At 38.6% G+C, this 21,968-nt stretch carries 26 protein-coding genes; 12 read left to right on the top strand and 14 right to left on the bottom strand.

The annotated features are described in order from the left end of the window. The first annotated feature begins 171 nt into the window (after nucleotides 1-171). The 7 genes from I7H67_RS04600 (at nucleotide 172) to I7H67_RS04570 (ending at nucleotide 5,150) form a co-directional block, all read left to right on the top strand. Entirely contained in the window at nucleotides 172-360 is a 189-nt protein-coding gene (locus I7H67_RS04600) for a hypothetical protein (RefSeq protein ID WP_198307192.1), read from the top strand. A 2-nt stretch (nucleotides 361-362) separates the two neighbouring features. Beyond that, nucleotides 363-692, top strand: a complete 330-nt coding sequence (locus I7H67_RS04595; protein ID WP_198307191.1) for a hypothetical protein — start codon at nucleotides 363-365, stop codon at nucleotides 690-692. Nucleotides 693-703: 11 nt separating this feature from the next. Beyond that, nucleotides 704-1,345 carry a DUF1071 domain-containing protein gene (locus I7H67_RS04590; protein WP_198307190.1) on the top strand — a complete coding sequence of 214 codons (642 nt, stop codon included), beginning with the start codon at nucleotides 704-706 and terminating at the stop codon, nucleotides 1,343-1,345. 448 nt (nucleotides 1,346-1,793) lie between these two features. Further along, nucleotides 1,794-2,090: a hypothetical protein gene (locus tag I7H67_RS04585; protein ID WP_198307189.1), complete on the top strand. Its 297-nt coding sequence runs from the start codon at nucleotides 1,794-1,796 to the stop codon at nucleotides 2,088-2,090. A gap of 111 nt (nucleotides 2,091-2,201) precedes the next feature. Then, on the top strand, nucleotides 2,202-2,564 hold the full coding sequence (locus I7H67_RS04580; RefSeq protein ID WP_198307328.1) for a hypothetical protein: 363 nt from the start codon (nucleotides 2,202-2,204) through the stop codon (nucleotides 2,562-2,564). A 770-nt stretch (nucleotides 2,565-3,334) separates the two neighbouring features. Continuing rightward, entirely contained in the window at nucleotides 3,335-4,768 is a 1,434-nt protein-coding gene (locus I7H67_RS04575; protein ID WP_198307188.1) for a hypothetical protein, read from the top strand. Nucleotides 4,769-4,781: 13 nt separating this feature from the next. Next, nucleotides 4,782-5,150 (top strand): hypothetical protein, encoded by a 369-nt coding sequence (locus tag I7H67_RS04570; protein WP_198307327.1) that lies wholly within the window; start codon nucleotides 4,782-4,784, stop codon nucleotides 5,148-5,150. Nucleotides 5,151-5,247: 97 nt separating this feature from the next. Here the strand turns inward: I7H67_RS04570 and I7H67_RS04565 are convergent, their stop codons facing one another. After that, nucleotides 5,248-5,577: a hypothetical protein gene (locus I7H67_RS04565; protein ID WP_171498677.1), complete on the bottom strand. Its 330-nt coding sequence runs from the start codon at nucleotides 5,575-5,577 to the stop codon at nucleotides 5,248-5,250. An 85-nt stretch (nucleotides 5,578-5,662) separates the two neighbouring features. Further along, nucleotides 5,663-6,109 carry a winged helix-turn-helix transcriptional regulator gene (locus I7H67_RS04560; protein ID WP_198307187.1) on the bottom strand — a complete coding sequence of 149 codons (447 nt, stop codon included), beginning with the start codon at nucleotides 6,107-6,109 and terminating at the stop codon, nucleotides 5,663-5,665. Between the two features lie 110 nt (nucleotides 6,110-6,219). Here I7H67_RS04560 and I7H67_RS04555 point away from each other — a divergent pair, with 110 nt between their 5' ends. After that, a complete protein-coding gene (locus I7H67_RS04555) occupies nucleotides 6,220-7,437 on the top strand; it encodes an MFS transporter (RefSeq protein WP_198307186.1) in 1,218 nt (405 codons plus the stop codon). Nucleotides 7,438-7,507: 70 nt separating this feature from the next. Here I7H67_RS04555 and I7H67_RS04550 read toward each other — a convergent pair whose 3' ends face one another. Continuing rightward, nucleotides 7,508-8,272 (bottom strand): hypothetical protein, encoded by a 765-nt coding sequence (locus tag I7H67_RS04550; RefSeq protein ID WP_198307185.1) that lies wholly within the window; start codon nucleotides 8,270-8,272, stop codon nucleotides 7,508-7,510. A gap of 309 nt (nucleotides 8,273-8,581) precedes the next feature. On the opposite strand from I7H67_RS04550, the gene I7H67_RS04545 reads away from it, so the two are divergent. Further along, nucleotides 8,582-8,986, top strand: coding sequence for a hypothetical protein (locus tag I7H67_RS04545; RefSeq protein ID WP_192454900.1), 405 nt, complete (start codon nucleotides 8,582-8,584; stop codon nucleotides 8,984-8,986). Between the two features lie 31 nt (nucleotides 8,987-9,017). Here the strand turns inward: I7H67_RS04545 and I7H67_RS04540 are convergent, their stop codons facing one another. From I7H67_RS04540 to I7H67_RS04520, 5 genes are all read right to left on the bottom strand, one after another. After that, nucleotides 9,018-9,497 carry a DUF6632 domain-containing protein gene (locus tag I7H67_RS04540; protein ID WP_198307184.1) on the bottom strand — a complete coding sequence of 160 codons (480 nt, stop codon included), beginning with the start codon at nucleotides 9,495-9,497 and terminating at the stop codon, nucleotides 9,018-9,020. A gap of 39 nt (nucleotides 9,498-9,536) precedes the next feature. After that, a complete protein-coding gene (locus I7H67_RS04535; RefSeq protein ID WP_198307183.1) occupies nucleotides 9,537-10,778 on the bottom strand; it encodes an NADH:flavin oxidoreductase/NADH oxidase family protein in 1,242 nt (413 codons plus the stop codon). Nucleotides 10,779-10,802: 24 nt separating this feature from the next. After that, the gene (locus tag I7H67_RS04530; protein WP_198307182.1) at nucleotides 10,803-11,699 is read right to left on the bottom strand and encodes an alpha/beta fold hydrolase; all 897 of its coding nucleotides are present in this window, start codon (nucleotides 11,697-11,699) and stop codon (nucleotides 10,803-10,805) included. Nucleotide 11,700: 1 nt separating this feature from the next. Further along, nucleotides 11,701-12,642 (bottom strand): metal-dependent hydrolase, encoded by a 942-nt coding sequence (locus tag I7H67_RS04525; protein ID WP_198307181.1) that lies wholly within the window; start codon nucleotides 12,640-12,642, stop codon nucleotides 11,701-11,703. A 219-nt stretch (nucleotides 12,643-12,861) separates the two neighbouring features. Further along, a complete protein-coding gene (locus I7H67_RS04520; RefSeq protein ID WP_005303717.1) occupies nucleotides 12,862-14,109 on the bottom strand; it encodes a mechanosensitive ion channel family protein in 1,248 nt (415 codons plus the stop codon). 246 nt (nucleotides 14,110-14,355) lie between these two features. On the opposite strand from I7H67_RS04520, the gene I7H67_RS04515 reads away from it, so the two are divergent. Next, the gene (locus I7H67_RS04515) at nucleotides 14,356-14,718 is read left to right on the top strand and encodes a DUF3592 domain-containing protein (RefSeq protein ID WP_198307180.1); all 363 of its coding nucleotides are present in this window, start codon (nucleotides 14,356-14,358) and stop codon (nucleotides 14,716-14,718) included. 4 nt (nucleotides 14,719-14,722) lie between these two features. Here I7H67_RS04515 and I7H67_RS04510 read toward each other — a convergent pair whose 3' ends face one another. The 4 genes from I7H67_RS04510 to I7H67_RS04495 are packed head-to-tail and all read right to left on the bottom strand — an operon-like array spanning nucleotide 14,723 to nucleotide 17,733. Continuing rightward, complete coding sequence (locus tag I7H67_RS04510; protein WP_192837257.1) at nucleotides 14,723-15,367, bottom strand: glycosyltransferase; 645 nt, start codon at nucleotides 15,365-15,367, stop codon at nucleotides 14,723-14,725. Then, nucleotides 15,364-15,963 carry a class I SAM-dependent methyltransferase gene (locus tag I7H67_RS04505; RefSeq protein WP_192837258.1) on the bottom strand — a complete coding sequence of 200 codons (600 nt, stop codon included), beginning with the start codon at nucleotides 15,961-15,963 and terminating at the stop codon, nucleotides 15,364-15,366. Before I7H67_RS04505 ends, I7H67_RS04510 begins: the two co-directional genes overlap by 4 nt. Beyond that, nucleotides 15,938-16,732 carry a PIG-L deacetylase family protein gene (locus tag I7H67_RS04500; RefSeq protein WP_192837259.1) on the bottom strand — a complete coding sequence of 265 codons (795 nt, stop codon included), beginning with the start codon at nucleotides 16,730-16,732 and terminating at the stop codon, nucleotides 15,938-15,940. The genes I7H67_RS04505 and I7H67_RS04500 overlap by 26 nt, the downstream gene beginning before the upstream one ends. Further along, a complete protein-coding gene (locus I7H67_RS04495; protein ID WP_192837260.1) occupies nucleotides 16,720-17,733 on the bottom strand; it encodes an acyl-CoA dehydrogenase in 1,014 nt (337 codons plus the stop codon). The genes I7H67_RS04500 and I7H67_RS04495 overlap by 13 nt, the downstream gene beginning before the upstream one ends. A 249-nt stretch (nucleotides 17,734-17,982) precedes the next feature. On the opposite strand from I7H67_RS04495, the gene I7H67_RS04490 reads away from it, so the two are divergent. After that, nucleotides 17,983-18,216: a DUF2171 domain-containing protein gene (locus I7H67_RS04490; RefSeq protein WP_004793546.1), complete on the top strand. Its 234-nt coding sequence runs from the start codon at nucleotides 17,983-17,985 to the stop codon at nucleotides 18,214-18,216. Between the two features lie 274 nt (nucleotides 18,217-18,490). On the opposite strand, the gene I7H67_RS04485 is transcribed toward I7H67_RS04490, so the two are convergent. Next, entirely contained in the window at nucleotides 18,491-19,606 is a 1,116-nt protein-coding gene (locus tag I7H67_RS04485) for an alpha/beta fold hydrolase (protein WP_192454908.1), read from the bottom strand. A gap of 449 nt (nucleotides 19,607-20,055) precedes the next feature. Here I7H67_RS04485 and I7H67_RS04475 point away from each other — a divergent pair, with 449 nt between their 5' ends. Further along, complete coding sequence (locus I7H67_RS04475; protein WP_198307179.1) at nucleotides 20,056-21,000, top strand: metal-dependent hydrolase; 945 nt, start codon at nucleotides 20,056-20,058, stop codon at nucleotides 20,998-21,000. A gap of 66 nt (nucleotides 21,001-21,066) precedes the next feature. Here I7H67_RS04475 and I7H67_RS04470 read toward each other — a convergent pair whose 3' ends face one another. Continuing rightward, entirely contained in the window at nucleotides 21,067-21,621 is a 555-nt protein-coding gene (locus I7H67_RS04470) for a TetR/AcrR family transcriptional regulator (RefSeq protein WP_198307178.1), read from the bottom strand. Between the last annotated feature and the right edge of the window lie 347 nt (nucleotides 21,622-21,968).

The following is a 21,968-nucleotide window of genomic DNA, read 5'->3' as shown; positions in this document are numbered from 1 at the left end:
AAAAGAAACTTTGTACAGTTTATTGGAAAAAATAATATTTATTCTCTTCAATTATAAACAGAACCAATAGTTCTTGACTAAGTTGAACCAATAGTTCATATTTGTCTCGTGGACAACAAAAAGCCCCGAAACTTTGGACGGCGACGGGGCTTTGCATAACGCGAGATAAGTATGAAACAAAACCCTATTCCTAGTCAAACGACTTCACGCCTATTTCAACACCCAACTGTTGAAGAACAGCGCCCTTCTCGTTTCGCCACCATCAAAGCGAACGTCATCGACTTCCTTATATTCATTGCCCTTTCATTTGTTCTTTGGGTAATTGCTGTAGCCGCTGCATCTTGGATGATGGGGGGCTAATCATGACTGCTCAATTCAAACCACATCCAGATGGTGTTAAAGCCTATATCGGCCATGACCGCTTAACGGGTCTCTACTCTGTCCGTATCGGCTGGACTGTGTATGCAGCTAATGCAAACGGCAGTGTGCTGTATACGGTAAAAGGCGAAGTGAAGACTCCTTTAAATGTTGAAGAGTTTAAGACGAAGCGCCCTACGGTTTATGCAACTTTAATGAATGAGATTAGCTTTCAGCGCTCAAAGCAACTTGCTAAGGATTTAGCTGCCTCACACATTCCATCAAATGACCGTAAAGCTTATAAGAAGAAGCGCGGATTTACAGGTTCAAAATAAGGATAAGAAAAATGAATGCAGCAATTAATCCAACCGTTTTAAACAATGAAAGTGCTAACCACTTTGAACAGTTAGCAGCGATTAGCGTATCTGGACATATCGAAAAGAAAAACAATATGTCATATCTGTCTTGGGCTTGGGCCGTGGACAAACTGATGCGCATAGATCCACAAGCAAACTGGGCTTTTCGTGATCCGATGACTTTTCCAGATGGATCTATGATGGTTCATTGTGATGTCACAGTGTTTGGTAAAACCATGTACATGTTCTTACCCGTGATGGATCATCGGAATAAAGCAATTCTTAAACCGAATGCATTTGATATCAATAAGGCCATGATGCGTTGTCTGGTTAAAGGAATTGCCGTACATGGTTTAGGTTTATATATCTATGCTGGTGAAGACTTACCTGAGGAAGAAAAGACTCAGCAAGCGGCAGCCCAACCTCAACAGCAGCAAACATCACAACAACAGCAACCGAATCCAGCGCAACAACTTACGGCTGAATTCCAGCAAGCGCTGCAAGCCATTCAACATACACAAAATGAGGCAGATCTAGCCACAATCTATAAACACTTCAAAGGTACCAGCTTTGAAAACAAGATTGTAAAGGCATGCAAGGCAAAAAAGGACATGGAGGGATGGAGTGCTTAAGTACCTATATCTTTAGGTATGTTGCCAAACTACATGGTAACGGCACTCTAAGGGGTCGTATTGAAGCGACCTCTGCCCTCCACGCCAAGCAACGTGTCATGCAGAGCAATGAGCTGATTAAAGATGCTCATATCTCTTTACTCAAGAATCAGGCTTCTGCCCGTAAACAGGCTTTTGAAGCCTTGGAGGAATTTATATGAGCTTCCGTTACTCATCCTCAGCCCGAACTCTAATTGTGTTCGGCAACCTAATGAATCATTACTACGACAATGTGAACCCGTCCCAAATCGACAGCTTGGTTGATGAGGCGAAATTTAAAGAAGCGACTTGGAGAAAGTAAAAACAATTTTAGAGCTGCGATGTTCTACATGAGTGACTGTATTGCTGACCCTCTGCGGTCACTCTTGAGAACATTGCAGTACTTAGGGGTAATTAGATAGGTAAAGGTATGGGAAAATATATAGTCGTTGTTGAAGCAGAAAAACCACCTCAGGTATTCATTCATGAAATTATTCCTAATGTAGGGAAAGTCATTGAAATGAAAGCTGAAGAAATACCGAACCGTGTTACTGCTGCATGGTTAATGGATCGATATAGCCTGTCTCGTAAATTGATTATTGATGAGCTTCGTCCATTCAATAAAGGTACTGATGGCAAGCATCTTTACGATCCGAATGAAGTTATACCCGTTCTTGAAAATTTAAATAGGCAACGACAGCAACGGCAATCAAGAAGGAAGAATTAAGACGGAGGTACACTTCCCTAACAAATTAATTTTTTTGGGATGATGCCCCTCGATTAATATCAAAGTGTATTTAACTCACATATAGGTGTGAACTTGGATATTTATAAAAAAATGATTTGTTCCGCTATTAATATACTTTTGGTCGCTTGTCAGCCGCAAGAATCGAGGGTCGGAAATAGCCATGTGAAAATACCTAGTTATCAATCTAATGGCGTTTTCGCCTCTGCAAGATTAAGAGGTCCACTACAGCTAAAACAAGAATGTCTATATGTAAACGATATTCTAATTATTTTCCCTGAAGGATATGCAGAATGGGATGCTAAAAATCAAATTTTAACTTATAAAGGTAAGAAAATTGCTTTAGGCGAAGAATTAGATTTAGCTGGTGGTTTTGGTCGGTTTGAGCGAGATAGTCAGCGAATTAAAAATTTAAGCCCTTTATGTGATCATACAACTATTTGGATTGCTGGATAACATAGGGATTTATTAAAAGTGCATTTCATAAATTGGAATGCACTTTTTCTTTTATGTTGCAATTGTTAAACTAATTACTTTCCAAATCGCTTAATATCCCGCCTTTAATTGTAAAAAATTATTCGTCACCACTTCGGCACCATTCAAATATAACTTATTGTTATTTAATGTTTATTATAACCTTGCCAAGGTTGGGGTCGCGAGTTCGAGTCTCGTTTCCCGCTCCAAAATTTAAAAACCACTTAATTCGAAAGAATTAGGTGGTTTTTTTATTGCTCTATTATTTATTAGCTAAATTCAGATTGCGCCCCCCATAGTTATAAATAACTTTAATAAAAAATAAGATTTGACTGGCTACATTTTTCAATAAAGTCACATGTGGACAATTTGAGTGAAATTATACCTTTCTTTGAAAACCTCAATATTTAAAGGCAGTACGGCAGCTGAGACGGAAGAATTAATATGGGGCTTTACGCCCCTTTATTATTTCTTATAAAAATATATTCCACCCAAAACTCCAAGTTTAAATAAATAAAATCACAAATTTAAAAACAATGTTTTTAATAAAGTTATTCAATGTAAAAACACTTATAAATTAATCTATTTACAATTTTATAATGATTTTATTTTTATACTTATATTAATTATTTAACACATCAATACTTATATTTTATCAATTGGTAAAATATTTAGTTACACGCTTTAATATTTTATAAAAAAACTATATGTTAGGTTTTAGACTCATAATTGATTCCATTGTGAGATAAAAAATGCCATCTAAATACAAGAAATTTAAATTAAAAACCCTTTCCACCACCTTATTTATTGCATTTGCTTCGACTGGTGTATTTGCAGCAGATAGCAATTCAAATCAACAAAAACCTGTAATGAATGTCGCTGAGACATTAGCATTTGATGCAAAACACTATGCAGCATCTTATGGAGTTACATTAGACGAAGCTATGCGACGATTACTTATTATGCATGGTACAGATAATCAAATAGCAGGTTTAAGTGATAAATATAAAAATGTTATTTCTGGCCTATATTTTGATAATGGACCTGACTTTGGATTAAAAGTAAAAGTAGTTGGAAATAATAATTCTCAACAAGCTTTTAAATTAGAAAGAAAACCAGATACATCAGTTAAACTTTTAAAAAACAAAAATGTTCAAGAACGTATTCAAGTTAGAAAACTGGCAAATTTAACTGAAACTGAAGTGGAATCAGCATATAGAGCTATCGAGCGGGGTGTAAGTGCCCCTATTTCCCTTATACAAGGCGCTTCAAATACTAAGCAACAACGAGTAAATCATCTTAATAAATCATTTGCTGCTGTTAAAAAGGCGTACCCTACTGTTGAAATGATTTTAGATAATGAGCAGACAGGAAATGCATTAGTCTATGTGAAATCTCTAAAACAAGTTGATAAACAAGCTCTCGAAAGAATACTCAACGTCAAAGTAGACTTATCTGAAATTCCTACCGGTATTCTACCGACAAAATCACGTGGTGGATCTTGGTTAGTAACGAATTCAGGAGGAAACTACTGTATGACTGGTTTTACTGCAAAAAGGATCTCAACTGGTGAACTCGGTGTTATAACTGCAGGCCACTGTATAGATCCAAATGTTCCTTTAAATTATAAAGATAAAGATGGAACTCAATATGCTATTTCACCAGTAGCAGGTATGTATCGTGACGATACTGGAATGGATCTGGCCTTCATGAAAGCTGGAACGACTACAACTCAACAAGCTGTACCAGAATTTTATGCTGATGCCACATCACCAGCTCGAGCTTTAACAGGTAAACGAAATCGAACAAGTACTGCTGTAAAAAGTGGAACAGTTAAAGGATCTTATGTTTGTCACCTTGGACAAACTTCACCAACAAATCCAGCATTGATGCAAAGCTGTGGTGAAGTAATATCAATTACTGGTGCGAATCATCATCCAGGTGGAAACACTTATGTAGTTGTAACCAATACCCAAAGTGGAGCCGGTACTAATCATACATCTGGCTTAGGTACTTTGCGTTGTGTTGGTGGTGATAGTGGCGGACCTTGGTTTGCTTTAAATGTTGCTTTTGGTATTCAGTCTGCCTGTTCTTGGAAAGATTCCGGTAAAACAATAACAAATACAGTCATTTATACTAGTGTAGATTATTTGGCTGATATTGGAGCTCAACTTGTATATCAATAAAATTTTGTTAGTAATGGCTTCCGTTGGACTACTTGCTGCATGTCAGCAGCAAGTATCAGGTAAGCAAGAAAATAATGATCAACCTAGATCGGTAAAAATCCCAGTCTATCAGTTCAATGGTATTTCCGCATCCGCAAGATTAAGAGGCCCATTACAGCTAAAAGACGAATGTTTATATGTAAATAATGTGTTAATTGTTTTTCCTGAACGCTCTGCAGAATGGGACGCTAAAAATCAAACTTTAACTTATAAAGGTGAGAAAATTGCCTTAGGTGAAGAATTAGATCTTGTTGGGGGTTCTGGTAAATACGAATTTGATAATCATCAAATTAAAAACTTAAGCGCTTCATGTGATCATAAAAGTATTTGGCTTGCTGGATAATTTAGCATCTTATTAAAAGTGCATTTCATTAATTGAGATGCACTTTTTCTTTTAAAATGTAAATTATCTGCCAATTAGCCATTTCCCACTAAGACCTTCAAATATTTTTAGCTAATTCTTTTGCTAAACATTGTTCATGCCAAGTGGTTTGAAAATTTTCGACAGCTTTTGACTTAATGAGAGGGTCTTCAAATAACTTTGAAGAATATGCAGATTTGATAAGCTCTTGATAAAGTTGTTTGGCTTGTTGCTCTTCAAGATGATCGGCGATGTCGTGTAACTCTTGAGCTGGCACTTCATGTTGTCTAGCATCCATCACCCCACTCGCTGCTTTTTTCACAGTTTCACAGTAATGAAGCTCCATAGCTTCTGATGCTGCATAACATTGAATTGAAATTGCACTTATAAAGAGGAATATAAATCTCATAATCTCACCTTAATTTGACGCGCAAGGGTACCAACTAATCTGCCCAAATTTAAGTTAAAAAAGGTTATTTTTATTTTCTCTTCTTTTATTTCACCTTTTGCACTTCAGTATTAGAAGTTCTCAGCACTGTTCCATCTGCCGCGACTGGTGCCATAAATGGAATTCGCTGACCTGTATTTTTATCAATCAACAGAGAATGGCGCTCACCACTTTCAAATAGGTTGTACTCTCCCCATTGTCGCAAAGCCACAATCACTGGAAATAAACTTTCCCCTTTATCGGTCAATACATATTCTTGATAAGCCGTGCCATCTGAAGCGTCTTGCATTTCAAGAACACCAGCATCCACTAATTTCTTTAGTCGGTCAGAAAGAATATTTCGCGCAACACCTAAGCTCCGCTGAAAATCTCCAAAACGGCGCATTCCATCAAAAGCATCACGCACAATGAGCAGTGACCATCGGTCACCTATCAAATTAACGCAACGTGCAACAGGACAAGGTTCGTCTTTCACCAGTGTAGTGTTCGCCATTGTGAGTTTCCTTACCAATCAGTAACAAGTTGTCTAGTTGCATTTTAAAACTAGCAGGCTTAACATTCAACTAGTTGCATTTTAAAACCAGATTGAGTGAGTTTAGAGCCATGAAAGCTTCTCTTGCATCTTCTAATTCACGCGCTAAAAACGATAAACCACTTTCAAGCATGCCTCGTAGCGTAATTTTGCTGTTTGCTATTGCAAGTGGTGCAAGCGTAGCAAATGTCTATTATGCGCAGCCTTTGCTCGACATATTAGCCAAGGACTTTAACGTTAGTCATGCTGCCATTGGTGGTGTAGTGACAGCCACTCAAATCGGTTGTGCCCTTGCCCTTGTGTTTGTAGTGCCGTTGGGTGACCTTGTCAATCGGCGTAAATTAATGACTATTCAGTTATTGGCTTTAATATCTGCCTTGCTCGTGGTTGCCTTTGCTCATTCTACAATTGTTCTTTTAGCAGGCATGCTTGCCGTGGGTTTACTCGGCACAGCCATGACTCAAGGGCTTATTGCTTATGCTGCAAGTGCCGCTCTCCCACATGAGCAAGGACATGTGGTCGGTACTGCACAAAGTGGTGTGTTCATTGGTTTACTGCTTGCTCGTGTATTTTCAGGGGGAATTAGTGATTTAGCGGGTTGGCGTGGCGTGTACTTCTGTGCAGCCATCATCATGCTCATGATTGCATTGCCCCTTTGGAAACGTCTGCCTCATTTAAAAATTCAGCCCGTTACCATGCGCTACCCTCAACTTTTAGCATCGATGTTAAAATTACTACGCCAAGAAAAAGTATTACAAGTACGCGGTGTTTTAGCTTTACTCATGTTCGCCGCATTCAATATTTTTTGGAGTGCATTGGTACTACCGTTAAGTGAGCCGCCTTACAGTTTTTCGCATACTATTATTGGGTCTTTTGGACTCGTTGGTGTGGTTGGTGCTCTGGCTGCTGCACGTGCGGGTTATTGGGCCGACCGCGGATATGCTCAGCGCACAAGCTTAGCAGCACTTGTAATATTAATGCTTGCTTGGGGACCACTCTCACTCATGGCTTATTCGCTCTGGGCGCTGGTGATTGGCATCGTATTGCTAGACTTAGGCGGACAAGCCTTACATGTCACCAACCAGAGTATGATTTTTCGCACTCGTCCAGAAGCGCATAGCCGGCTTGTTGGTCTATACATGCTGTTTTATGCAATCGGTAGTGGATTAGGTGCAATCAGTACAACAGTCACTTACGCCTATGCTGGATGGTTTGGCGTGTGTGCACTCGGTGCAGGTGTTAGCCTTCTGGCATTATTATTTTGGAGGATGACACGTAAAGTCTCTTAAAAATGCCTACTCTCAAATAAAAAAACCACATCACTCAAGAGAATCATGTGGTTTTTAATGAGCCGTTAATTTAATGAGATGACTGAGCTGCTTTAGGTTTAAAGACCACTAAACAGACAACAATGAAAGCTAATAAAACGAAAGATGCACTAAATCTGCTTAACTCTAATCCACCATGTGCGATAGGTTTATCAAGGAAATCTCCCAACACTGCACCTAGAGGTCTGGTCAGAACGAAGGCCAACCAAAATAATAAGGTTCTTGAAATTTTGGTATAAAAATAGCAGACTGCTAACACCAATAATAAAGTACCAAAAATTAAAGCAGCGCTGGTATACCCTAAGCCTTGAGTATCAGCAGTCCAGTCTCCTAAAGCTGTCCCTAATGTTTGAGAAAACATGATGGTTAACCAATAGAAAGCTTCACTTTTTGCAGATTGAACACTTTTTACTGAAATTGTGCCGCAACTTAAATACCAAACAAACAGAGATATGCCTAATAAAATAAGTAATATTAAACTTCCTCCTGCATAGCCCACACCTAAAGTTCGATCAACGAAATCGGCAATTGTCGTACCTAACGTGGTAGTGGCAATGATCGTCGCCCAGTAAAAAAATGAATTATAGTTTTTAGCTTTAATTTGTAGTCCGACAAATACTGCAAAGATCACAGCAAAAATTGCCGTACTAATGATATATCCCAAATTTAGGGACATAGATAACGCATCTCCAGCAGTTTCACCTAGCGTTGTAGCTGCAATTTTAATGATCCAGAATAATAAGGTGACTTCTGGAACCTTACTCAAGGTTTTAGATAAATTCTCATGACTCAACATTGTATGTTCTCCCAACATACATATTCATTAGCTCTTATCTAAATATTTATGCCTTAAGATAAAGTTAAGGTTAAAAATAAATTACAAATATCTTTTTCAAAGAAAATTGCACGATGTATATAACCCAAAAACTCAGATGAAAAAAGATAACAATATACAAATAAATAAAATATAATAACCAATAGTTAATTATGCCAGTGAAAGCGTACATTTGGCTTGAGTACTTAAGTTTAAACCGTAGTGGGATGAAATCTTCTCTAACAATCTAAAGATTGATATGCAACATTAGTCCATTACTATCAAAATTATATGGAAATCCCTATAGGAACAAAATTGGGTATTAATAATAAATTGATTTGCGCAGTTGTTTTTGCTGTTCTTACAGGATGTCAGCAGCAAGAAGCGAACGAAAATGCAAGTGCGGTGAAACTCCCTGTTTATCAGTCTAATGGTATTTCTGCTTCAGCGCGCTTAAAAGGAATATTGCAGCTAAAACAAGAGTGCCTTTATGTAAACGATATTCTCATTATTTTTCCTGAACACACCGCTCAGTGGGATTCTGAAAAAGAAGCTTTAAGTTATAAAGGCAAGCATATCCGCTTAGGTAGCGAATTAGATATTACTGGTGGGAGTGGCGATTTTGAGCGAGACAACCTACGCATTAAACATTTAAGCCCAATGTGTGATCATCAGAAGATTTGGTTTGCGGGCTAATCTAATTTTCGCTCCGCTCAATCTCTAGGTCTTAAACAGAACGATTTAATTCACTACCAGGTTTATAGATTTTTCTCACAGGTAACCAGAAATAAATATAAATTAAGAGAATGACCCAACCCAACAATACATCTCCAATCAAGTGTGGAGTTTCATGTGTCATTATCAAACCCATAACAAGCATTGCACCGAAGTGAGCAATATTTGCAAACATGGTAAATTCAAAAAATAGATAGTTTTTTAGAGGTTCATTCGCTGCTTTTAAAAGAAACCAGCCCCATACAATATAGATAGCTGAGATCATCAACTCGTAATGCTCACCGCCTCCATGCAACTCTCCCCAGCGAACTAATCGAACCAAAAATTTACCCCATTCAAACTGAAGTAAAATTGCAGGAATATTTAAAAAGATAAGAAGCGCTGCTCCGACAAAAAATAGCAGAAAGCTAATTCCCGTAAATTTTGCGGCTAGGCTAAATCTCGATATTTTTATATGTTCAATTGTTGGCATCCTTATATCCTCATTGATATAAAACGTTAATTTATAATTTTAAGAAGCACGTAATCGACGAGTTTTGAAAATACCCAATCCTTTATCTTTAATATCTAGAATAAAAGATTTGAGACCATTTTCATTTGGAATTGGCAAGCGCCCTCGTCCCAATCGATGCATTTGACGTGTATACCAAGTGATTTCCAACGCACCCAAGTTATCAATAAACTTAAAGCCCGTAGTTAAAGGTTTAACTTGGTTTATTGTTTCAAGCCCACTTAATAAACGTTTTGATGCCAACGGTTCAATTGCGAAAATTCGTCCAAGACCCACAAAATCTAAATCGTTATTTGATAAAGCGCTTTCGATCCCTTGCAGACTTCTAAAGCCACCAGTCACCATAAGTGGTACTTTACTAAGTCCACGAACTTTTTTAGCAAAATCTAAAAAGTAGGCTTCACGAGAAATTGTTGATTCTTTCGGTGTACCCAGCTGCATAATTGGTTTTTCATAGGTTCCGCCAGAAATCTCGATTAAGTCGATTCCCACCTCATCGAGGGCTTGAATGGTTGCTAGCGATTCTTCTTCGGTAAAGCCACCTCTTTGAAAATCGGCTGAGTTCAATTTAATGCTTACAGGATAGTCAGCCCCGACTCGATTGCGAATTTCCTTATAGACCTCAAGGACAAATCTACGTCGATTTTCAATACTTCCACCCCACTGATCTGTACGGCGGTTATGATGCGGAGAAAGGAATTGGCTAATTAAATAGCCATGGGCACCATGTAATTGAACACCACTAAAACCTGCTTTCTTGGCAATCTCTGCAGTGTTTGCATAACGTTGAATCAGGTCTTCTATTTCGTCTTGAGTCAGCTCTCGCGGTGTAGCAAAAACTGCTGCCATTTTGGGGCTAAAAGGCACAGCTGACGGTGAAACCGTTTCTTTATTTAAGCCTCGAATTGCTTGTTTACCCGGATGGTTTATTTGCATCCAGACTTCACTACCTCCAGATTTAGCAACATCTGCCCATTCTTTGATTAAGTCAAAATCTTTTTCGTCTTCAATAATGACATTGCCTGGTTCACCAATTGCTCTAGAGTCAATCATCACGTTACCCGTGATCAAAACCCCAGCTCCAGATTGCGACCACGTTTGGTATAGCTGAATCAGTTCTTTACTCGGTCGTCCATCTGTATGCGCCAGCCCTTCACTTAAAGCTGATTTAATAAGCCTGTTCTTTAGCGTAGTTTTTTTCTTTAGTACAAATGGCGATGCTAGCTTTAAATCGTTTTTCATTTTAGACCTCCAGCTTTATTGTTTTTACGCAGTAAGCTTTTGAATATAACTACGAATAGGCATTGCGATTAAATCAGGATGGCTCGCAATTCCCCAGTGCCCTGCATGAATATCAGTACGCGTAAAAGATGAATTTACCCATCTGTCTTGTTTATCTACGATGTGTTGAGGCACAAAGCGATCTTTGGTCATCGATAAAACATGTACAGGTACCGAGGTATAACGCTTTTTAGAGTTAATTAATGGCTTAAACAAATTCAACCGATAGAAACCTAATCCACGTACGGCATTTTTGAGTTGATGAGGATGTGGTGCAACTTTCTTACCTTCGAGTTGAGAAACCACTTTTGGCCAGATTTTAGATAGTCCCAGATACCAACTTAACTCTGGAATAATTGGAATATTAAAAAACAGCATATAACTCGAAGAAATCATCTGCTTAATAGCCGCAAACTTTCGTGCAAGTTCTTTGCTATTCAGATTTTCTTTAAACCACATACCTGCATGATCAATACTTGGTGCTAAAGCCGTATAACTTTTGATATATGGTTTTAACTTATCGTCCAAAATCGCTTCCCAACCTTGAAGAGCACCAAGATCATGACCAATCAAATGTACGGGCTGCTGAAGACTCGTTTGCTCAATAACAGTTTTTAAATCTGAAATCAGGTAGTCCATGTAATAACCCGCGTCAGACAACGGAGTTCCAGATAGACCTGTACCTCGCACATCGTAAGTCACAATATGAAAATCTGATTTCAGTAATGAGGCCAATTCATCCCAGATTTGTGCTTCGTCAGGATAGCCATGAATAAACACCAGTGTTTCACGATTATCTGCTGCTGTGCCCCACTCATATATTGATAGCGTAACATCAGCAGACTGGATATATCTTTGTTGTTTTTCGATATTCGTATTCATATTAGCTCACCAATCCTTTTTGTATTTCTTCATAAAGTTTGACCGCTGGTGAACGGTTTATATAATCCAATGCAAGCTCAGTTGAACCTTCATAGTAAGGATGATACGAAGGTTTAAAGAAATTTTTAGCTGTAGTCATAAACCAGACAGGACTTGGTACTAATTCTTGAGAACTTGCTTTAAACCATTGTTGCCAAAAACCAAAGCGAGCTAAGGTTTGTTGAGATTTAGGTAAACTACGATCTACTGCTGCAAGCTCTTGCGTGCCTTTAACCATTAAATAAGTGAAAATTGGTGCCACCATACTCATGATTGCAGCACGTAATGCATAATTGCCGCCTAAGTGCTCAAATAAATCGAAAGCAACCGTTCGATGCTCAACTTCTTCGGCACAGTGCCAAGTAAATAGATCACTTACTGCTGGGTCACAGCCTTTTTCTTCCCAGTGTGCTTTCGTCAAAGCGTATTGCCCTAATGCACACGTATAATGTTCAGCAGCAGCAACAATGCCTACACGAAACAATAACCAAGACTTTTGCATACGCTTTGGTAGAGCTTTTCTAAACGGCTTGTCTGCAAGCATGTAATCAAAAAGTTCAATTACGCGCTCATACTGTTCTTCAATATCAACGCCATAACGCTGTATATATTTTTCGATAGATTCTTTGTGCGCTTGAGCATGAATCGCCTCTTGGCGGATAAAAGTTTCTACATCTTTTTTTAATTTTTCATCGGTTACAAATGGCAATGCCTTATTAAAAATACGGCAGAAAAAGTACTCTCCTCGCACAAGTGTAAAACTGAAATGGTTTACAGCATGACTTCCTATTGGAGATTGTGGCATCCAGTGGAGTGGTGATTCATTCCAATTAAAAGCAACACGACGTGGAAATAAAGGCCATAAAGTTTTAGAAGCCATATCTTTGAATGTGTTTGGGTACATGTTCTTTTTCTCGTCCTCAAGATAGCTACACATTAAGTTCTAAAATGGAACTTGTTAATATCATTAAAGGACAATTCCGATGTCAGAACGGTCAAGAACTAATATTTAACGTTTTAAAATAAGGGTTAGCACAAAAAATTCAGAGTTAAAAAAGTTTAAAAGCCCCCATCTGGGAGCTTTTAAAAATAGTTGAGAACACTGTGATTTACAGCTAAAAACTTAACTTGGATTAATCTCTGTGGTTAATCTCTGCAAATCATGACCTGAAGGTGCTTGGTAAACACGTAAACCAAATTCAGGAAGAATCGCAATTAAGTGGTCAAAAATATCTGACTGAATTGCTTCATAAGAAACCCATGCAATCGTATTAGTAAATGCATAAATTTCTAAAGGCAAACCTTGGCTAGTCGGCTGTAATTGACGAACCATAATGGTTTGATTTTGGGCAATCCCCTTGTGTTGGCGCAAATAAAATTCAACATAGGCTCTAAATGTCCCAATATTGGTTAAACGGCGCTTGTTATAACGAGATTGATTGCTTAAATGCTTATTGAACTCTTCAATTTCAGAATTCTTTGCATCGAGATATTGATCTAATAATAAAAACTCTTTGAGCTTTTGTTGCTCTTCGTCACTCATAAAGTGAACACTGCTTTGATCGAGAAAGAGTGAGCGCTTCATTCGACGGCAACCCGAATTGCTCATGCCTCGCCAGTTTTTAAACGTATCGGTAACGAGTTTATTAGTTGGAATGGTGGTATAGGTTTTATCAAAATTTTGCACAGTTACCGTATGCAGCGAAATATCAATTACATCACCATCTGCATTAAGCGACGGCATCTCAATCCAGTCTCCAATCCGCACCATGTCGTAAGAGGCAATTTGTACACTCGCCACTAAAGACAAAATGGTGTTTTGGAAAACCAGCATTAATACCGCTGCCATCGCACCGAAACCAGCCAATAAAGTGAACACATCCTTTTTAAGGAATGTTCCCAAAATCATCAGGCCACACACAACAAATAAGATTAACTTAACCAGTTGTAGGTAACCTTTAATCGGCTTGTTTCTAGACTTCGGATTACGCTGATAAATAAGATTAAAGATATTTAACAGCTCGCTGACCGTAAGCGCGAGTGTAAGAAAGATAAATGCTTGCGCGCCCATTTCTACAAACGAAATGAACTTTGGAGTTAAATGAGGAACCGTTGCAATACCGTTCATAATCACAACAGCAGGAACAATATTTGCAAATTTCTTTATGACGCTATGCTGGGCAAAAATAGATTGATTGGGTGATTTTAGCTTGGTCACCAAGTGACGGACGCCCCGAACAATAATGCGTTTAGCAATAAAATTTGCTATTGCTGCAAATAAAATCAAAATGGTGAGTGAAACAAACATTTCTAGCCAAGGATAATGGCTTAACTGAACCCGAATATCGCGGAAAAAACTTAAAAAATCCAAACCTATACACCTTAAAACTTTCTTTTCTAGAATTTTAAGGGCTAAAGCATATGTTAATAAGACTTGTTTACATATGTAGGCATAAATACAACAACTAAGTTATATACCCTGCTATTTATCTCATTATTTTTGACGCTTAGCTATAAGGTTTTATCTGCTTATGTTTTAGATCACGTACATAAACTAGATCGAATAAATCTGTTCATCTAGAATAATACGTTAAACGAATAATTCTGGTTTTAGTGAGTGAAATTTTCTGATTTTTTGACTTTTATTGGAGTGGTTTGGTTCAGCTTATTCTTTGTCTATATTGCTTGGATCTTTTTTCTTAAAAGTCTGGTTCATAAATTTTTAATTTATAAACGAGGAATTACGACTTCTGCTGAGGTCGTATATTTTCAGGAATCATTGGCTAAGGTGCAATATCGCCCGTTATGTTATATAAAATTGAAATTTCAAACTGAGCAAGGCCAAATCATTACTGAAAACCTTAAGGTGCTTATTGCTAAACAAAATCACGATCAATATAAGGTCGGTAGCATCATCAAAATTAAATATGACCCTAAAAATTTAAAGAATATTTCGATATTGGGAGAGGTCATGGTTTAAGTCATTAGAGATTATTTAAAAAGTACGATAAACCCTGAGGCGCACGCCCGTTCAAGCGACTACTCGTTGTCACTCGAACCAGATTACTCCAAGTAATATTGCAACAATGCTTGATCAGTTTTTTGATTAAAGATACATCTTCATGACATGAAATAGGTTCAAAGCCACCTACCAAAAGATAGACCTCCGCACTAAAACTTAAATTCGCCCCATGAATATGCGCGTGATCCATCTGATCTTTATAATGCGCTAAATATTTTTGCTGTTTGGTTATAGAGAGATGACTAAAATCATCTAGCGTTACAGTGCCGCAAATTGCATCTGTGGGTTGGTGCTGGATTTGATAGCGCAGCCAATCAGGACTGACCACCGTATCTGCATCTGTACATGCAATCCATGTCACACCACGGCCAATTAAATGGCGAATTCCTAAATCTCGTGCTTGCCCAACACATGCGTAGTTACATTCAATCCAATTGATTTGATGGCTTTGTACAATTAACCGCGACTGATCTGTACAGTTATCCAATACCACAATCACTTCTACGTCATAACCGCTAATGTTATCTATAGCGACCTGAATAGATTGCAAACAGGCAGATAGATAGTGCTCTTCGTTATGCGCTGGAATGACGATACCTATTTTCATCTTAGTTTTTCCTGCTGTGCTAAAGAGGAAGTGTTCGCCGTCCATAGATCAATCATAAAATCTGGATCGTTTAAACTGAGATAGTGATGAAATGGAAAATGTTGCTGAAAGCCTTGATGGACTTTTTCTGCATTTAATTCAAAATCTTGAATTTCATGACGCCAATGACAACACAGAATCTCACCGTCATCATTTAAACTATGTTTTAACTTTTCAATAAACTGCTGCAACTCATCAGCAGATAAGTAATAGGCCATCTCACTAATTAAAATGAGGTCGAATTTTTGAATTGAGTAGTCTTCAGGTATTTTTCTATTTTCAACAACCACATGCTCAAATTCTTTTAAGCGCTCGGACGCTAAGCGAACAGCACTCCCAGAGACATCTATACACAGCAATTGCTCGGCTCTTTGCGCCAAATGAAAACTTAAATGTCCATTTGAACAGCCCACTTCTAACACTTTTGAGTAACGAGGTTTTGTCAACAGCGCGAGACAAATTTGTCTTTTGCGAGCTTCATACCAATGAGAGTCATAGCCCCACGGATCACTGTTATGACGATATAAATCTTCAAAGTACATGCGAGAATGAATCACTCAAATAAACCTCATAAGGCATTAAAAGACGTTTAATTGCACTTGAAGAAAGAACCGCAGCATTACCCGTGGTTTCATCTGCTTCAAGTTGGGTTTTAAACTGCAAAATTGCTTGATGTTTTTTAGTTAGCTGTTCTTCGGTTAAGTGATAGGCTTTTGCTCGGTACCAATCAATTCGTGAGTCTAACGGCTTTGCCCAATGCCAAGCCCAAATTAATACGTGTAAACATAGAAGTTGCTTAGCGGTTGCATAAGCTTGTACGGTTTTACCTACGGCTTCGTGGTCTGGGTGACCATCAAAGGCATAGCTACAAACTAGAATGTCATCGGGTTGAACGATCTGCTCTAAACTCTGCCACAGTTGATCGGTTTGTAAATGAATCTGACCATCTAACAAATTAAGCTCTACATGCTCGGTTGACTCGGCTACTCCTAAACACTTTAAGGCTGCCAAGCTTTCTTGCGGACGAAGAATATTGAGCTGATCTGGAGGATATTTTGTAGAGTTAGGATGGCTTTGTGTGCCGTTACTTACCGCTAAAATGAGAATCTTACAATTTAGCGCAATAAGTTGCTGCATTAAACCACCGCAACCAAGTACCTCATCATCAGGATGTGGAGCGACTATCACCACCCTTTTTGAGCGAAACAACTCAAGATCTAAAGCTGCTAAAGGTTGTTGTTGAAATGCATTTAACCATTGCTCTTTTGACGTACCCTCACCAAAAATAATGCGGTCTTCGACCAAAGGATGTTTTAAAGTTCCCATAGGCTTTGGTCCGATAAACAGAGTTCTGTAATTTGCTGGTAGTCAAAAGCAGCATGACTTTGTCTGATAAACACAGGCAAATCAGCCATGAGCTGTGCAAAAGTTGCATCTTCACAAAAAGGACGAGCACCTAATGCTTTGCCTACTCGCTCAACCACACTCAGACAGCATTGTTCTGTTTGGGCACGTAGTATTCGTATTTCCCGCTCATGATTTAGCATGGGTTTGCTGTCAATCAGTTCAGCAACATATTGAAAATATTGCTTAGTAATTTCTAATTGATGAGCGACCTCTCCCAAGTACAATTTTTTAAAAGGATTCGGACTGACCTGACAACTTTCTTGTAAAAAACCAGCTAAACCCACGGCGGCACCATACCAACAAGCCGCAACACCTGCTGCACCATGCCAAAAACCTGGGCGTTTTAAATAACTATTTGGATGACCTATCAATTTAACAGGTGTATTTTCAAAACTTACTCTTGCAGTCTTTGTCGCATTCATCCCGACTGCATGCCAGTGGCTTGAGTCCGTGCTAATAGAGGAATGACTTAAGTCAACAATACAAAGCTGCGCCTGCCCTTGTTGATTTTTATAACTCATCAAAACTTTTTGAATAAACTCTGCACCAGAGCACCAAGGCTTTATGCCATTACAAAGGTTATCTTTTACTTGCAATGGAGCTGGTCCACCATCTGCTGCCCAAACAGCCCAAAGTTGGTCATCTATTTCTGGGTGATAACCCAATTCACTTAAAATGCTTAAAGCATCGCAGTGTGATTCAAAAAGCTTCGCCAAACTTAAATCGACTCCAGCAATTTGAGCAAAAAGCTGCCAACGTTGATAGGTCTGACCCGAAGCTGGATGAGGCAAATTTTTCGCTAAATTTACCAATTGAGAGAGTAAATCTATACGAAGCTTGGTTTTATCTTCAGCTAAGGCAGATTCAAATTCACTCAAGGCACTTAATATCGTCACATTTATAGGTATTTTAATATTCATTGCAAATAATTATTTATAAGACTTGGTTTAACCTTATCTAAATACTTCTGTTTAAATAAACATGTAAATTGTAATAAAAAGATAAATATTATTAGTTTTATATCTAATTATTTCATTGTTACTCGAATATATTTATTAAGTGAACTTATAAACCCATCCTGTAAGGTTTATTAAAAACCCCTGATTTATCCAATTATTTAAAGTAATTTAAGTCTTACCGTTTTTCTATTTCTAAAGAAGAGGTCTAAAATGAGCACTTTAAATATTAATGATATTAAAAAACACGCAGACGTTATTGCTTCTTGTGGTACTAAAGTAGGTACAGTCGACCATCTAGATGGTGAAAACCAATTAAAGCTGACTCGAGACGAAAGCGGTCAACATCACCTTATTCCTACAGGATGGATTGGTGAAGTGAAAGAAAACCAAGTCATTCTGAATAAAAACTCAGAAGAAGTTAAAGATCAGTGGCAAGCGATCTAGACTTTTAAGCACGATACGTGACTTAACGTGAAATTTATAATAAAGCGATTTAGCTTAGAAAAATAAAGAGGCTTAGAAACTTTAAAGCCTAACTCCCCAAACTGAAGGCTCCTTTTCATAAGGAGCCTTTTTTATTGATATTTAGTTAGTTACAATGATAATAGAGTCTGATGTAACCTTAAAGACGATACGATTTTCATGATTAATACTGCCTTGACCAATATCCTGATAAGTCATGTTTTAGAGGTTCAAAACCAGCTTTTTGAAAACTAACTTAGCGGTTTTTATTCAAAAGAAATTTTACAATTTCATCGATAAATTGGCTTCTCCCCCGTTCAGGGCGGTCAAGATGAGCATAATGGGTCGCGTTGGCCAATGTAACCTCGCGAATACTTTTCGCATGCACCGCATCATGAATAAAGTTTTCAGTATCCTCAGGTCGACTCCAAAAATCGTGCTCGGAGCGGACTATAAGCACGGCAGCCTTAATGCTTCCAGCATCAAATAGATGTCGTCCTGTCGCTTGGTAAAAACTGTCCTCCATAGCACCTAAGGGCGCGCGGAATGCTGGAGGTTGATGCCTACTAGACTGTGGATCACTAGCTAGCGCTGCTCGCGTATAAGCTTCAACAACCAAAGGATCTCGCCACTCCGTCTTATTTTCAATTGGAATTGTTTTATCCCATGAGGGCAAAAGCGAAGCAGCCGTATTTAATGCATATCCCCCCATCGCAGGATTGAAGCGCCCCGAATTGTTAGGATCATCATTTGCTGAACCGAGACCGATCCCATCATGTTGTCGTGATCCACCATATAGCGCATTAAACATTATGAGTTCGCTGACACGTTCGGGCCAGAGCGACGAATAATAAGCTGCCCACATTCCCCCAGTTGCCCAGCCCAACAGAGCGACCTGCTCATTACCAGTATGTTGCCGTGCAAACGTTACAACAGCATCAATGTCACGTACAACTTCATAAGCACGCGAAAGCGGCTTAACTTTGTTTGGGGAGTGATCCATAGCTGTAGGACGATCCGATTGACCGTAACCCCGAGCATCAAGAATAAAGATTGTTCGCCCTGTTAACCGCGCAAGATCTGCTGCGAGTGATCCGTTTGACACATCCAAATCAAATGATCCAATACCAGGAACGCGTGCACCATGTACAAGAATGAGCGCAGGTCGTCCCTTAGTTCCATTCTCGCGAACCTCCCGAACATGTAACCCAACACCATCTGCCGTAAGGACTCTGAAATCCTTCCGAATAAGTTCCCCTTCACTCTGTTGCCGCGCCGCCGAAGCAATCGTACCTATCATCAATGTAGTTACGAGAACGAACATTATCGCGATTGGCACACTCTTGGGAACTTTTCTTCTTTCTCTTGTCACTCCACATCCTCCGCTAATGTACTATCAAGTTAATCCAATAACGTAAGTTTGATCTGGGTCAACTTGGCCTGATGCAATGAGCTAATAAGGGATTCAGCAGTTCTTTTCCCGAGGAACGACTGGACTAAATCTTTATTATAGCTTCTGAAACAACATCGAATATCTTCACATAGTTCCCACCACGTAAGATCCTCAGCTTAACAATACCCGACATATTGCTCATAAAATATACACGCATACGAAACGAGTACATTTTTTAAGCTATTACAGAATATTCAGGACTAAAAGTTTATCAATTCCATCAAAAGGTGAGCGCTTTTATCAATAATGAGTGGTACATAATATAAGAATGTGCATTTTTGTCCCTTAAGCACATGGTGATCGATTTTACTTAATGCTAAAAATTGTGCATTCGCATTAAATGAATAATTATGAATAGGGTGACGTATATGATCACAGGGAATCATCAGCTTAAAGCTCGAAAAGTACATTTTGATTTCGCGGAGTCGTCTGTGTGTTGGATGCCGAATGATCCGCTATGCTCACACGTAGCAAATGGTATTAATATGCTCTTGCCAGCTGGTGAATTTTGGTTTTGCCGCGTGTTTAATAAAACCCTTCCCTTGATTACCGATGAAACCTTAAAACAAGAAGTGATTGGCTTTGTTCGTCAAGAAGCAGCACATGCACGTGCCCATGAAAAGGCTCAGGACTTCTTACGCGAAAATGGCTACGACATTCAAGAAACACTCAACCGTGCCCATTTTGTGTTTAACATTTTATTAGGTGACAAACCTTTAGGTATGCCCTTTTTAAAAGGCGAAAAGCTCGATGAATATTGGTTACTTTTTCGAGTTGGTGTGATTGCTGCAATTGAGCACTTTACCGGAACCATTGGTCAGTGGACACTCGACAGTAAGTCTTGGGACAAAGCCGACCCTGCCATGGCAGACTTGTTCCGTTGGCATTTGGCTGAAGAAGTTGAGCATCGTTGTGTTGCCTACGACTTATTTGAGCACCTCTTAACAAACAAGTTTGGTTTTTATGTGTCGCGCCAAGTGATTATGGCAGCTGTTTTCCCGCTGTTTATTTATTTCCTTGCTGACTTTGCGCGTAGTCTAGGCAAGCAAGATTTAGAGCACGAAGACATTCAAAAATTGATGCGTCGTGGCTTCTTTAATTTCATTCGTGAATTTGAAAAAACGGCTACTCGCTCAGACAACCTACCGACCATTAAATATTTATGGAAAGCGACATTAAGATGGGTTTCTCCAAAATTTAACCCACTTCATGAAGGTGACACCGAGCAAGCTTTAGCTTATATGGCTCGTTCGCCTGCTGTTCAATATTTTGAAGGAATGGCTCAGACTGCAAAACCTGCAACATTAAGCTAAGCAGCTATTTTATTTAAAATGAAAGCCTCCTTGATTGGAGGCTTTTTCTTTAGTAAGTTTTGTCGCTTAAGCAAAATTTAAAAAGAAATAATCCAACAACCGATCTCTTTCATCGACCGCATTTTTATCTAAAAGCTGGACCATCGCCCCATCAATCATAAATAAAAACATGTAAGCATCTTGGATTGAAGCCGTCGTTTTTAAGGTTAAAAGCAACTTATGAATTTCGCCAATAAACCAGTTTCTATAATCAACTACAACCTTATAGGCAACAGGATAAAGCTTTTCAATTTCAAAAATTGCCTTAAATGGCAAATGATAAAAGCCATTTAAGTCGGCATGTAGAAAATAAATCTCCTTGAGTTTATCGAGCACCATTTGTTCACGGTAAGAATTAACGATGGAAAATACTTTTACTTTGAGCGCGTCTTTTTGAAAAGTAAGACACATCTCGATGAGTCGTGCTTTTGAGTGAAAGTCGTTGTAAAAAGTAGCCTTGGCAACTTTGGCTTCTGCAATAATTTGGTCGACCCCGACCTTATGAAACCCATATTGATTAAATAAGTCTTTTGCGATGTGAAGCACTCTGAGTGCTCTAAATGAAGATTCTAAATTTGGCATAGGAAGACCGTTTAAATAATTTTTTGTTGTATCTAAAAGAGATAGAAATGCCGTCACTCTTAAAATGAGTGCTAAAAAACAGGCATGCAAAAGCAGCACAAAAATGTGCCTAAGCTATCTCAGATTTTATTGTTGCTATGATTTTTTAGTCGTAACGAGCTAAGGTTGTAGAAAACCTAGAGTCGGTTAAACCGTTTTAAAGACCAGTTGGGCGGTATGGCTAGAGAGAGTTTGGCAAAGACCAATAAATGAGAAGAAATAGTACGCATGAGCGAACTCCTTGTGTGTAAAGAAGTTCTACCAGATCACTGTCAAATGATTATGGTGGTAGAACGAGAGAAGGTTGA

The organism is Acinetobacter sp. ACIN00229 (assembly GCF_016106645.1).
Taxonomy (GTDB): Bacteria; Pseudomonadota; Gammaproteobacteria; order Pseudomonadales; family Moraxellaceae; genus Acinetobacter; species Acinetobacter oleivorans.
The sequence above is the reverse complement of the archived record's forward strand: the minus strand, read 5'-3'. Positions and strand labels throughout refer to the sequence as shown.

Coding starts and splice junctions, on each gene's coding strand:
- I7H67_RS04600 (WP_198307192.1), top strand. CDS start 172: ATGAAACAAAACCCTATTCCTAGTCAAACGACTTCACGCCTATTTCAA.
- I7H67_RS04575 (WP_198307188.1), top strand. CDS start 3,335: ATGCCATCTAAATACAAGAAATTTAAATTAAAAACCCTTTCCACCACC.
- I7H67_RS04570 (WP_198307327.1), top strand. CDS start 4,782: ATGGCTTCCGTTGGACTACTTGCTGCATGTCAGCAGCAAGTATCAGGT.
- I7H67_RS04555 (WP_198307186.1), top strand. CDS start 6,220: ATGAAAGCTTCTCTTGCATCTTCTAATTCACGCGCTAAAAACGATAAA.
- I7H67_RS04585 (WP_198307189.1), top strand. CDS start 1,794: ATGGGAAAATATATAGTCGTTGTTGAAGCAGAAAAACCACCTCAGGTA.
- I7H67_RS04535 (WP_198307183.1), bottom strand. CDS start 10,778: ATGAAAAACGATTTAAAGCTAGCATCGCCATTTGTACTAAAGAAAAAA.
- I7H67_RS04550 (WP_198307185.1), bottom strand. CDS start 8,272: ATGTTGAGTCATGAGAATTTATCTAAAACCTTGAGTAAGGTTCCAGAA.
- I7H67_RS04565 (WP_171498677.1), bottom strand. CDS start 5,577: ATGAGATTTATATTCCTCTTTATAAGTGCAATTTCAATTCAATGTTAT.
- I7H67_RS04475 (WP_198307179.1), top strand. CDS start 20,056: ATGATCACAGGGAATCATCAGCTTAAAGCTCGAAAAGTACATTTTGAT.
- I7H67_RS04560 (WP_198307187.1), bottom strand. CDS start 6,109: ATGGCGAACACTACACTGGTGAAAGACGAACCTTGTCCTGTTGCACGT.
- I7H67_RS04580 (WP_198307328.1), top strand. CDS start 2,202: ATGATTTGTTCCGCTATTAATATACTTTTGGTCGCTTGTCAGCCGCAA.
- I7H67_RS04495 (WP_192837260.1), bottom strand. CDS start 17,733: ATGAATATTAAAATACCTATAAATGTGACGATATTAAGTGCCTTGAGT.
- I7H67_RS04595 (WP_198307191.1), top strand. CDS start 363: ATGACTGCTCAATTCAAACCACATCCAGATGGTGTTAAAGCCTATATC.
- I7H67_RS04540 (WP_198307184.1), bottom strand. CDS start 9,497: ATGCCAACAATTGAACATATAAAAATATCGAGATTTAGCCTAGCCGCA.
- I7H67_RS04500 (WP_192837259.1), bottom strand. CDS start 16,732: ATGGGAACTTTAAAACATCCTTTGGTCGAAGACCGCATTATTTTTGGT.
- I7H67_RS04490 (WP_004793546.1), top strand. CDS start 17,983: ATGAGCACTTTAAATATTAATGATATTAAAAAACACGCAGACGTTATT.
- I7H67_RS04545 (WP_192454900.1), top strand. CDS start 8,582: ATGGAAATCCCTATAGGAACAAAATTGGGTATTAATAATAAATTGATT.
- I7H67_RS04510 (WP_192837257.1), bottom strand. CDS start 15,367: ATGAAAATAGGTATCGTCATTCCAGCGCATAACGAAGAGCACTATCTA.
- I7H67_RS04470 (WP_198307178.1), bottom strand. CDS start 21,621: ATGCCAAATTTAGAATCTTCATTTAGAGCACTCAGAGTGCTTCACATC.
- I7H67_RS04530 (WP_198307182.1), bottom strand. CDS start 11,699: ATGAATACGAATATCGAAAAACAACAAAGATATATCCAGTCTGCTGAT.
- I7H67_RS04525 (WP_198307181.1), bottom strand. CDS start 12,642: ATGTACCCAAACACATTCAAAGATATGGCTTCTAAAACTTTATGGCCT.
- I7H67_RS04590 (WP_198307190.1), top strand. CDS start 704: ATGAATGCAGCAATTAATCCAACCGTTTTAAACAATGAAAGTGCTAAC.